The 11751-nt window shown below is 61.9% G+C and carries 10 protein-coding genes; 8 read left to right on the plus strand and 2 right to left on the minus strand.

Features of this window, described 5'->3' with window-relative positions; genetic code table 11:
• Positions 1-97 precede the first annotated feature (97 nt).
• The 4 genes from VLU25_07850 (at position 98) to VLU25_07865 (ending at position 7124) form a co-directional block, all read left to right on the plus strand.
• Complete coding sequence (locus VLU25_07850; GenBank protein HSR67840.1) at positions 98-2527, plus strand: CehA/McbA family metallohydrolase; 2430 nt, start codon at positions 98-100, stop codon at positions 2525-2527.
• Positions 2528-2592: 65 nt separating this feature from the next.
• Positions 2593-5055 (plus strand): ABC transporter permease, encoded by a 2463-nt coding sequence (locus VLU25_07855; protein ID HSR67841.1) that lies wholly within the window; start codon positions 2593-2595, stop codon positions 5053-5055.
• Positions 5056-5113: 58 nt separating this feature from the next.
• Positions 5114-6082 (plus strand): lysophospholipid acyltransferase family protein, encoded by a 969-nt coding sequence (locus VLU25_07860; GenBank protein HSR67842.1) that lies wholly within the window; start codon positions 5114-5116, stop codon positions 6080-6082.
• A 10-nt stretch (positions 6083-6092) separates the two neighbouring features.
• Positions 6093-7124 (plus strand): ketoacyl-ACP synthase III, encoded by a 1032-nt coding sequence (locus VLU25_07865; GenBank protein ID HSR67843.1) that lies wholly within the window; start codon positions 6093-6095, stop codon positions 7122-7124.
• A gap of 9 nt (positions 7125-7133) precedes the next feature.
• Here VLU25_07865 and VLU25_07870 read toward each other — a convergent pair whose 3' ends face one another.
• A complete protein-coding gene (locus VLU25_07870; protein HSR67844.1) occupies positions 7134-8324 on the minus strand; it encodes an ABC transporter ATP-binding protein in 1191 nt (396 codons plus the stop codon).
• 21 nt (positions 8325-8345) lie between these two features.
• On the opposite strand from VLU25_07870, the gene VLU25_07875 reads away from it, so the two are divergent.
• The 3 genes from VLU25_07875 to VLU25_07885 all read left to right on the plus strand — a co-directional run bounded on the left by VLU25_07875 (position 8346) and on the right by VLU25_07885 (position 10939).
• Positions 8346-8672: a hypothetical protein gene (locus VLU25_07875; GenBank protein HSR67845.1), complete on the plus strand. Its 327-nt coding sequence runs from the start codon at positions 8346-8348 to the stop codon at positions 8670-8672.
• A gap of 354 nt (positions 8673-9026) precedes the next feature.
• Positions 9027-9848 carry a hypothetical protein gene (locus VLU25_07880; GenBank protein ID HSR67846.1) on the plus strand — a complete coding sequence of 274 codons (822 nt, stop codon included), beginning with the start codon at positions 9027-9029 and terminating at the stop codon, positions 9846-9848.
• Entirely contained in the window at positions 9845-10939 is a 1095-nt protein-coding gene (locus VLU25_07885) for a hypothetical protein (protein ID HSR67847.1), read from the plus strand. The genes VLU25_07880 and VLU25_07885 overlap by 4 nt, the downstream gene beginning before the upstream one ends.
• Positions 10940-11100: 161 nt before the next feature.
• On the opposite strand, the gene VLU25_07890 is transcribed toward VLU25_07885, so the two are convergent.
• Positions 11101-11400 carry a type II toxin-antitoxin system MqsA family antitoxin gene (locus VLU25_07890; GenBank protein HSR67848.1) on the minus strand — a complete coding sequence of 100 codons (300 nt, stop codon included), beginning with the start codon at positions 11398-11400 and terminating at the stop codon, positions 11101-11103.
• A 144-nt stretch (positions 11401-11544) separates the two neighbouring features.
• On the opposite strand from VLU25_07890, the gene VLU25_07895 reads away from it, so the two are divergent.
• A partial coding sequence (locus tag VLU25_07895) for a CoA-binding protein (GenBank protein ID HSR67849.1) occupies positions 11545-11751 on the plus strand: 207 nt, incomplete at its 3' end.

The raw sequence follows: 11751 nt of genomic DNA on the forward strand, positions 1-11751 counted from the left end.
AGCGTGGGATAACGCGACAGGGTGGCTCAAAACTTCTGACGCACTGCCCTAGCGGTGATGGGCTGACCGTGCTAGCCTCCATTCCGGAGGTGTCCCGATGAAAAGCGCATTGCTCTCGCTGCTGGTGATTTTTTCGTTTCAAAGCAGCCTCTTACGGGCTCAATTCACCAACCGCTATCCCAAAGTCGACGGCTACGGCCATCACATCTACCTGGAGGGCTACGAGTTGCCCATTGTGGCAGCCGGCGTATCCGAACCCGCGCCTTCTCCCGATGGTCGCCGCCTGGCCTTCGCCTCGCGGGGATGGCTGTGGATGCTCGACCTTGAAACCCGCCAGGCCCGCCGCATCACGCGCGGGGCCGGCATTGATTCCTCCCCGGTCTTCTCGCCCGACGGACTGCGCATCGCCTTCGTACGCGACGACACCACCGACACACGCATCCTGGAAATCGATCCCGACAGCGGCCAGGAGCGGATCTTGGCCGACAGCGGAACGCTCGACCTGCACCCCGCCTATTCGCCCGACGGAGGCTGGCTCTATTTCTCCTCCGCTCGCGCCGGCAGCCTCGACATCTGGCGCATTCCGCTGCAGGGAGTCGAGCCGGCCCAGCGAGTGACGGATGGGCCGGGCCTGGAGGTGCGTCCCCAACCTGCCGGCGACGGCCGCCTGGTCTACCTCTCCAAGACCCGCCGCGGACGCGACCGCCTCATGCTCCGGGAACCGGAATCGGGCAACGAGCGCGTCCTCAGGAATCAGGCCATCGCCTCCCAGACCCATCCGGCTCTGGGTCCGGGGGGACGACGGGTGGTGGCCGGCTGGCCCGGAGGGGACGGCTACGACCTGTGGTTGCTGGACGTCAACGACACCCACACCATGATCCAGCTCACGCACTCTCAGGGGCTGCCTCTCCACCCCGCCTGGGACGCCAGGGGAGAGCGGATCTACTTCTGCGAGGCCGACCAGCAGCAGGTCTTCCGGCTCAAGTCCGTCCCCGTGGGCGGCGGTCAGGTGGACACTGTGGAGGTCCTGGAATGGGACTGGGGCCAGCCCACGCGGCGCCTCACCGTACGCACCCGGGTGGCGGATAAAGAAGGACTGGCGCCGGTCCGCCTGCACGCCGAGGACGCCCTGGGACACCCCCTCATCCCCGACAGCGGGCAGGTGCGCTTCGACTCGCAGAGCGGCCTGACCTACTTCTACAGTCCCGGCCATATCGAGTTGCAGGTTCCGCTGGGCCCCGTGGCCGTTTCCGCCGTGCAAGGACTCGCCACCCCGCCCGTTTCGGCCGTCCTTGACCTGCAGCCGCAAGGACGCAGTCAGGTAGACCTCACCCTGGTTCAGGTGTGGGACGCGCGCCAAGCCGGGTGGTACGCGGGCGATCACCACTTTCACCTCAACTACGGGGGACCCTACAAGCTTCAGCCCGAGCACCTGCTGCCCATGCTGCGAGGAGAAGACATGGACGTGGCCACCCCGCTTCTGGCCAACCTCCACAACCGCTTTGAGGACCTCGAGTTCTGGGACTGGAGGCGCCTCGACCATCCTCCTCTTATCGCCTTCGGACAGGAAATCCGCTCCCATTTCCTGGGACACCTGGGTCTGATCGGAGTGGAGAGCGTGTTCTGGCCCTGGTATTGGGGACCCGGATATCAGGTCTACCAACAGGACGACCGGCCCAACGTGCAGGCTCTGGTCCATGCCCGACGTCAGGGAGGTCTGGCGGCCTACGTACATCCCGTCTCCAATCCTGATCCGCTCAGCCAGAGCGGACTGGGATCAGTGCCCGTGGAACTGGTGGCCGACGCCGTCACCGGGGCCCTGCAAGCGCTGGAGGTAGCCTGCTTGTGGAGCGACGAGAGGGGCACCTCCCAGGTCTGGCACCACCTGCTCAACATCGGACGCAGCGTGTCTCCCTGGGCCGGAACCGATGCCTTCCCCGACTTCTACCGCAGCATGGCGGTGGGAACCACCCGCGTTTACGTGCGTCCCGAGGGCGACTTCCACTTCGACAGCTACCTGGAGGCCCTGCGCCAAGGCCGCAGCTTCGTCAGCAACGGCCCCCTCATCGACTTCCATCTGAATGAGAGCGGACCGGGCGAGGTGCTTCCGCAGGGCGGACCCACCCCCTTCACCCTCGACGTCCACTCTTCCCTTCCCTTCGAGAACCTGGAGATCCTGGTCAACGGACAGGTGGCCTGGAGCGAGAGCGGACCCGACACTCCCGCAAGCCGCACCTTCAGCGGACAGATCGACCTGCCCCAGGCCGGATGGGTGGCCGTGCAGGCCTACGGCGGAAATATCGGCTGGCCGGCCATGGACTCCTATCCCTTCGCCCACACCGCGCCGGTCTGGATCGGCAGCCGAGGCAGCAGCGACCCCCAGGCGGCTTCCGAGTCGGCCGCCCAGCTCCTGCGCCTGCTCGAGGTCGCCCGCCAACGCCTCAAAGTAGGCTATCAAGGCACCGAAACCCCCAACCTCGACGCCCGCTTCGATCAGGCCCGGCAATACCTCGAGAGCCTGAGATGAGACCGGTCCGGCAGGTTTGTTAACAATCGGGGACTCCGTCCGTCAGGTGAGAAGGAGGAGTCCTCATGCTGCATTCTTTTGGTCAAGACCTGAAACTGGCCGTCCGCAACCTGGCCAAGCGTCCCGGATTCACCGTCGCCGCCGTCGTCACCCTGGCCTTGGGAATCGGCGCCAATACGGCTGTCTTCACCATCGTCAACAGTTTCCTCTTTCACCAACTGCCGGTCGAAGACGCGGGCCAGTTGGTGATTATCGCCCAGCAAGCCTCGGAAGACGTCATGCCCAACAACGTCTCCTATCCCAACATGGAGGACTACCGCCGTCTCGACGAGGTCTTCAGCGATGTGGCCGGTGAAGTCACCTTGCTTTCACAGTTCAAGTCAGGCGGGGAACCCGAGCGGGTGATCGTCACCGCCGCCACAGCCAACTACTTTTCGCTGCTCAGGCTGGAGGCCGCCCGAGGGCGCATCTGGTCGCTGGAGGAAGGACGCCGGGGACAGGCCGGCGACGTGGTGCTGATCTCCTACCGCTTCTTTCAGCAGCGTTTCAACGCCAGCCCCTCCACGCTGGGCTCGACGGTCGAACTCTCAGGGCGCCCCGTGACCATCATCGGCGTCCTCCCGGAGAAATTCTGGGGAACCAATTCCTTCATCGAGTCCGACATCTATGCGCCTGAAGCCTCTCTGACCTTCCTGACTGCCGATCCCGACTCCATTTTCGAGCAGCGGGAAAGGATGACTTTCCGCACCATGGCCCGCCTGCGCGAGGGGGTGACGCTTGAGCAGGCGCGCCAAGCCCTGGCAGCCATGTCGACCCGCCTTCAGGAACGCTACCCCGAAACCAACCGGGGAGTGCGGGCGCTGGCCTATCCTGAATCGATGGCGCGCCTTGAAACAGGGGCCGTGACCTTCCTGCCCCCCGTGGCCATGATCTTCTCCGTTCTGGTGGGGCTGGTTCTGCTGATCGCCTGCGCCAATGTGGCCAATCTGCTGCTGGCCCGCGCCGCCGGACGCGGAAAAGAAATCGCCATACGCACCGCCTTGGGAGCCGGACGCCTGCGCATCGCCCGCCAGATGGTCACTGAAAGCGTCCTCCTCTCTTTTCTTGGCGCGGTGGCAGGCTTTGCCATCGCCTGGGCCTGCACTCAATACCTTGAAAACGTTCCCATCGCCTCCGACTTCAAGTTTCAGCTCAACTTCGATCCCAACCTGCGAGTGTTCGCCTTCGCCTTCCTGGCCGCCGTAGTAGCCGGGGTGCTGGCCGGACTGCTGCCCGGCTGGCAGGCCACCCGCCAGGACTTCAACGAAGCCCTCAAAGACAGCGGACGCGGCAGCAGCAGCGGACGCCAACGCCTGCGCAGCGCCCTGGTCGTGACCCAGGTGGCGGTGTCGCTGATCTTGCTGGTGGTTACGGGACTGTTCGTGCGCAGCTCCTGGAACGCGGCCGACATGGACCTGGGATTTGCCCGCCAGAACCGTTTGCTTCTCACCACCGACGTTTCGCTGGTCAGCATGGACGAAGCCCAAGGCCGCCAGTTCTACGATCAACTGCTGCGCCAGGTGCGGACCTTGCCGGGAGTGGTTTCGGCCACCACCGCCGCCTTCATCCCCATCAACATTTCCAACGGCATCGACATCGTCCACATCCAGGGCGATGAGGGCGAGGAAGCCAAGAGCGGGCATGTCATGCCCCGCAACACCGTCAACACCGACTACTTCGAAACCATCGGCACCCCCATCGTCCAGGGGCGAGGCTTTGCGGAAGAAGACGATCCGGAAGGGCGTCGAGTGGCCGTCGTCAACCAGAAGTTTGTGGAAACCTACTGGCCCGGCCAGAATCCGCTGGGCAAGCAGGTGAGCACCGAGGGCCCCGACGGCCCCTGGATGGAGATCGTGGGCGTGGCCCGCAACAGCGTCTACAACCTTCCCGGCGAAACCACCCCGCCTTACATCTACACCCCCTTCAAGCAGCGCTACAGCTCGCAGCAAATCGTCCATGTTCAGACGGCTGGGGAGCCGACCGCCTTGCTGGGCAGTATCCGCGGCGAAATCCGGCGCCTGGCTCCCGACCTGCCCCTTTTCGACGTGCGCACGATGGAAACGCATCTGCGTGAAGGCAAGGGGTCTTTTCTTTTCAGCATCGCCAGTACCATGGTGGGCTCCTTCGGCCTCATCGGACTGGTTCTGGCGGCGGTCGGACTTTACGGCGTAATCTCCTACTCGGTCGCCCAGCGGCGCCAGGAGATCGGCATCCGCATGGCCCTGGGAGCCGGCAACCGCCGCATTCTTTCAATGGTCCTGCGGCAGGGATTGCTGCTGGCCGCTATCGGCGTGCTGCTGGGAGCCCTGCTGGCCATCCCGGTGGCCGGACTCTTCGCCAACATGCTGGTCGACCTGAGTCCGCTCGATCCCGTGACCTATGCCGTGGTGGCGCTTGCGCTGGTGGCCATGTCGCTGCTGGCCACCTGGATCCCGGCCCGGCTGCGGGCTTTGCGCGTCGACCCCATCATCGCCCTGCGCGCCGAGTAGCGTCCTGGCGGCGGATCTCATAGGCGGCCAAGCAGACTGGTATAATCGCCGCGAGTTGATGACGAGGTCCAAACGCCTGGGGGAATGGCTTTATTATTTCGCCTTTCTGCCGCTGATCGCTCCCCTCCCCACCGGCATCCGGCAAGCCCTGGGACGTCGCCGCGCCCGCAAGCGAATGCAGCGCCGAGAGGACTCGCGCCGCCATAGCGTCGCCAACATGCGGCACTATCTGGGCTACTCGGCAGGTCAGGCTGAGGAGACGACCCGACAGGCCTTCGTCCTGCAACTGGCCGACGAGCTTGATTCCTACGGCTACCACCGGGTGTCCCCGAGCCTGGTGGGCAGGCGCTTTCAGGTGGAGGGGGAGGAGCACCTCGACCAACTTCGCGGTCAGGGGCGCGGAGCCGTCCTGGCCACCGTCCACCTGGGATCGATCTGCATGGCCGTGATGGCCATGGGACAAATGGGCTTCAAGGTCTATCCGCTCACCCACGACTCGCGCAACGATTCCTCCATGGGGCGTCCCCTCAACGCCCACAGCCGCTGGCGCCTCTTTTGGATCGAACGCAAGTGCGGAGGACACGCCATCTACGTCAACCTCAAGTCCCCTTCGGGAGGCAAGGCACTGGGGAGCCTTGAGGCCCTGAAGGTGCTGCGCCAGGGAGGATTCGTGTCGATGCCTCTCGACATTCCTCCTCACCTGGTCGACCACGCCCTGCAAGTCGATTTCCTGGGCCGGCGCTGTCGTTTTCCCAGCGGACCGGTGCGCCTGGCCGCTTTGGCCGGGGTTCCCATTTTTCCTTACTTCATCCTGCGTCATGAAGACGACTGGACGCGATTTAAGCTCGTCCTGCGAGAGCCGATCGAGCCCAGCGGAAACGCCTCTCAGGACCTTCAACGCTGTCTGGGTCAGGCCGAAGAGATGATCAAACTCAGTCCCCAGCAATGGACGGCCTGGGATTCCGCCAATCAATTCCTGGCGTCCGGAGACCGCGAGCCTGGGAAAGACCCCGGGTCTTTCCTCTAAGCGTGCTAGCATGCTTGTGGCAACTCACATGATTCAAGCCAAACTAGAAGCCATCGCATCCCACCTCCCCCAGCGCATCGTCAGCAACGACGAGCTGTCCAGGGACCATCCCGAGTGGGACATGAAGTTGGTGGAGGCCCGAGCCGGGGTTCGCGAACGGCGTTTCGCCGCTGAGGACGAGACGGCCGTCGACCTGGCCGAGAAGGCCTGCCGCAGGCTCTTTCAGAGTCACCCCGAGGCGGAGGAGGCCGACACGCTGGTGTTCTGCACCCAGACGCCCGACTACTTCCTCCCCGCCAATGCCTGCGTCCTCCATCAAAAGCTGGAGTTGCCGCTGGAGGTTTTCGCCTTCGACCTGGCCATGGGGTGCTCGGGCTACGTCAACGGACTGGCCCTGGCCCGCTCGCTGATCGTCAGCGGACAGTCGCGAAGCCTGCTGCTGGTGACGGCCGATACCTTGAGCAAGCGCACCGGGCCCGACGACCGTTCCGTGCGCGTGCTCTTCGGAGACGGAGCCGCAGTGACCTGGATTTCAGCCGGCGAGGAAGGGGAATCAGGCATTCTCGACGTTGAGTGCGCCACCGAGGGAAAGTTCTTCGACCGCATCATCATCCCGGGCGGGGGCTGCCGGCGTCCCGCTCCGTTTGAGGCGACCCCCGAAGAATCCGATGGGCCGGATGAGAAGCGCACCCCGGAACAGGTCTTCATGGACGGCATCGCGGTGTTGGGCCTGGTCTCCAGCAAGGTGCCTCCCCAGATCCGTTCCCTTCTGGAGCGCAACGGCCTGAGTCTGGACGACGTCGATCTCTTTGCCTTCCACCAGGCCAGTAAGCTGGCCCTCGACGCCCTTCAGTCCCGGCTCAAACTGCCCAAGGCCAAAGTCGTGCGCAACCTTGACCGTGTCGGCAATACCGTCTCCGCCTCCATCCCCCTGGTGCTGGAAGAGGCCCTCAACGGGGACCGCCTCAAACCCGGAGACCTGGTCCTGGCCTCAGGCTTCGGCGTCGGCCTGACCTGGGCCTCGGCCCTGATTCGCTTTTAGTTGAGATCCTCACTCCCACCGGTGCTGCAAACGGACGATGCCGATGTCCGAGCCGGGATACTCCACGGTAAAGGGGCAAACTTCTTCGGCGGCGTCATAGACTTGCATGCTGTGGTGGTCGGTGGCCAGGAAGGTGAGGCTGTAGCGTCCGGCCAGGAGGCTCAGTTGAGGCAACACCAGCCGTCCCCGGTAGACGCCCTTTTCGCCTTTCTCCAATTCCCTTCCCTCCAGGGCGCTTGAGGTAGCGTAGATGACTTCGCCGTCATTGCGCATCACCGACACGCCTAGTGCGGGGATACCCTGGAAGTCTTCCCTGAAATAGACCTCGGCTTCCACCGCCAGCGGGTCGCCGTGACGGAACTGGTCGCAAAGCTGTCCGTCGGCGTCCAGCAGACGGTAGTCCTCAATGCGGCAGACAGGTCCCTGCTGGGGGTCCACCTCGGCCACTTCGGGCTTCTCCCTCGACCTCCTCTCCCGCTCTCGCACGGAATCCTGGTAGCGGTCAACGACCTGGTCGGCGGAACCCATGCCCCGCACTGCTCCCTGGTCGATCCAGAGGGCCCGCCGGCACAGCCTGCGCACCTGATAGAGGTTGTGGGAGCAGAAGAGCAGCGTCTTGCCTTGCCGGTGGAAGTCCAGGATGCGGTCGGTGCACTTTTTCTGAAATCCCTGATCGCCCACGGCCAGGGCTTCGTCGATGACCAGAATATCGGGATCGAATCCGGTGGCCACGGCGAATCCCAGGCGCAGGTACATTCCCGAGGAGTAGTTTTTGACCGGCTGGTCGATGAAGTCCCGCAGCTCGCTGAAGGCGATGATGCCCGGTTCGCGGCGGCTGATCTGCTCACGGCTGAGTCCCATCAAGGCGCCGGTGAAGTAGATGTTGGCGCGTCCGGTAAACTCGGGATGGAAGCCGGCCCCCAGTTCCAGCAGAGCCGCCACCTGACCCTGCACCTCCATCTCTCCCCGGGTGGGAAAGCAGGTGCCGCAGATGAGCTTGAGCAGGGTGCTCTTGCCCGCCCCGTTGTCTCCCACGATCCCGAAGGCTTCGCCTCGTTCGATCTCCAGGTCAAGCGGCTGCACCGCCTGCAGCGTCCGATGGCGCTTCTGCCGCAGCACCATCTCGCGCAGCATCTCCCTGGGGCCGGAGTACTGCTTGTACTCCTTGCAGACCCCCCGAGCCCGTATCGCCCAACTCATCCCCCCATTCTAGCCTGAAACATGGCGTACAATGTCGGGATGGATGTTGAAGAGCGCGTGATGCAGGCCCTGCAGAACTCGGTTGAGGAGGTCAATCAGCAGGTGGCCGAAGAGAACCGGATCGACTTCGACCTGTCCACCCCCTTGATCGGCGACGACTCCCCCCTCGACTCGCTGGGCCTGGTTTCCCTGATCGTCTCCGCCGAAGGCAACATCAACCAGGATTTCGACGTCTCCCTGGCCCTCATCGACGCCGAAGCCATGAACGACCAGCAAGGCGTCTTCCGCAACCTGGCCGCCCTCCGCGACCACATCATCCGCCTCCTTCAAGACCAAGCCGGCACCTAGCCCATGTCGACAGCACTGTAATGCAGTCCAACGGCGGAGGTCGATCAGCGCTATCGAACCGCCTCCGTTCGGACATTCATCTACACCGAGTATACGATGGAGCCCCTCCCCTCATGCCTGCCTTTTTTCTGTTGACACCAGGAAGGTCCTTCTGATATTTTATCCGATAGACGCGACAAGTCCTTGTAATTCTAGCCCAGACAGTTATTGCTTAGAAAAATAGTATACTAGAGCGTATTCGTTATGGAAAGGAGGTAGACTAGACTCCCTTACCTGTCGCCAACACCCGATACTTCTTCAAAAGGAACGGGTCGCAGCAAGAAGAACACCCCCAGAAAGAAAGGATTCTAGACGATGCTCCCCCAAAAGGTTTGGTTAACTCTCCTTTGCTGCCTCGCGCAGCTCTCCTTGATCACCGCGGGGTTTCCCCAGGAGCAGGATCCCGCACACGGCGCTCTCTCTATCCAGATTCAAAACCTGGACTTCGATGAAGGGTTTGTCGAGTACTATGTCCTCAACGAGACGGAACACCCGCTGACTGCCCTCGCGTACCATATCGTGATCCTATACCAGGACGGCAGCCGCTTTACAGATCCTAGAATATTTGAGTGTATTTACTCCTCTCATCTGCCGAAACCACAGCACATTCAGGATCTTTACTCCGGCAAGGGCCCGGTGTGGTCAAGGCAGGCCGTGCGCTTCCGGGACGCTATCCCTAATAAGCCGGGGACTGAAGTTATCGCTGTCTACGTGGAACCTCAGGCAGCCGTTATGTTGAATCGCACGGCCATCGGCAACAAGGAACTCCTCAGCCGGATTGCCGACAGAAGGCGTGGCGTCTTCGAGGCGCTAGAGACCTGGGTGCCGGTTTTCGAGCTCACGCTTGCGGAAACGCTGGCCGGCAGGGATAGTCTTGAAGAAGCTATCGGAACACTCGTAACTCGAGTCGACAAGACGGTCAGCCAGCGCAGCTACCTGACAGCCCCTCAGCGAAACCACGCGAGAGCCTACGAACGCTTTCTGGGGGAACAAGCACAGAGCCTGTTGAAGAGTGCCAAGCAGAATGACGACTACGGTGTCAGGAATCTGGCGCGACAGGTCGAGCTGTATAGAGCACAGCTTATCGCATCGCAGGATAGCTGGAACTTTATCGAGTCAAAGGAGAGCGCACGATGATACACAAGCGTAACATAACCACGTTCATACTGATGACCGTCGGGCTGATGTTAGTTCTCGCGGCGCAAGAGACGCTTGCCCAGGGAGACTGCTGCGGCGATCTCGAAGCTTTCGATCTGGGTCCCACCCTGGAGTTCGGATGTCCCGGAGAACCTAAAATCACCACAGACATCCAGGTAAAATGCAAAGATGCACAAGGCGAAGTTAGTTTCACACATCCAAATGTCAAGATCTCGGCTACAGGGCAGTGTCAGGAGCTTCCAGCAAGCTGTATAACGTCCGACTACAAAGAGTGCCAGCCGAAGCAAGAACTTGAAGACACTTCTACGGCCTCACAGCACAGTTACGAGATTACGGTTCTCAATGCCGTTGTCGACTGGGATGCGGAGAATCCCAACTGCGCCCCCCCCTGTCAGTTTCCCACAGGTACAACGACGGTTAGAAATTGTCAGTGCGCCACATGTCCCTCTGGAAGCGGAGGCGGAGGCGGAGGCGGGGGTGAATGCCTCTTCGGAGACCCTGGGCCCGATGGCACATGTACTGGCAGCCCGATCCTTATCAGTGTCCGCGGCAATCGCCTAGAGCTCACTGATGCCGAAGATGGCGTCTATTTCGACTTGGACATGGATGGCTTCCCGGAACGGCTTGCCTGGACGAAAGCAGGTACAGAGGACGCCTTTCTGGCACTAGACCGCAACAATAACAGCAGCATCGACGACGGGGGGGAGCTCTTCGGAAACTTCACCCGCCAGCCCCCCTCGACCGATCCTAACGGCTTCTTAGCATTGGCAGTCTACGACTCACCAGAACACGGAGGCAACCGAGATGGGAAAATCTCGGCGAACGACGCGATATTCTATGACTTGACGCTTTGGATTGACTGGAACCACAATGGCTACTCTGAAGCCGGCGAGCTCAGGAAGGTGTCGAGTACAAGAATCCAGGCCTTTCACCTTGACTATCGCGAATCACGCCGCCAAGACCAGCACGGAAACCTTTTCCGATTTTACAGCGTGGTCGACATGGCGGAAAGGTCGCCAGGACCCACCAGGAAGTTCGCGGTGGACGTTTTCTTCGTCCGCGAACCATGATCGCCGGCAAGCCCCCTCTCCCCCGACGAAATTGAGGCGGACTCGATAGGTCCGATATGCGAACTTCGAAATGGCTCTCAGGTAGGACTCGAACCTTACAACCCTCCCGTTAACAGCAGGATGGTCGGCCCCTTGACTGCGAGGATTACTGATCTTGCCGCTCATGCTGACAATGAGCGTACGACGGCTTCGGGCTCTTTGGCGATGACCGTGAGGAGGGCTCGGGCGGGGCCCTCGGGGCGGCGTTTTCCTTGCTCCCAGTTGCGGATCGAGTGGATACTGAAGCCGAACATCTGGGCGAACTTCCTCTGGCTCATTCCCAGCCGTTCGCGGACTTTGCGGACATCGATCTCTTCGGGGAGCCTTGATCTTGGGGACCCTTCGCCCCTTGGCCGGCCCTCTCGCAAAGCCCGCATCATCTTCCAGAGCCTCGATGAATTCCTCTCCAGCCTTGCTAACATTCGCCTCCTTCGTTAAGCGCTGTTCCCGAATCGACGATTTAGTAAGCCGTTGGCCTAGTCCCTGGTCCATCCTCAGAACAGTCTGAGTTTCAATGGGCACGCCTCTTGACGCTTGGGGGCGGGGTTTTGGCGTAGGATGGGGGGATGGAGAATACGAGGGAGCTGATTCAGGAGTTTGTGGACTGCGATGTTTGGGCCGTGGTGGGGTATTCGGAGGACTCCCGCAAGTACGGGCACATCATTCTCAATGACCTTCGCAGGGCTGGCTATCAGGTCTATCCCGTCAATAAGAAGGGCGGCGAGATGGATGGAATGAAGGTCTTCGAGTCAGTGTCGGAGCTGCCCAAAGAG

It is taken from the genome of Acidobacteriota bacterium (genome assembly GCA_035471785.1).
GTDB lineage: Bacteria > Acidobacteriota > UBA6911 > RPQK01 > DATIPO01 > JANQFM01.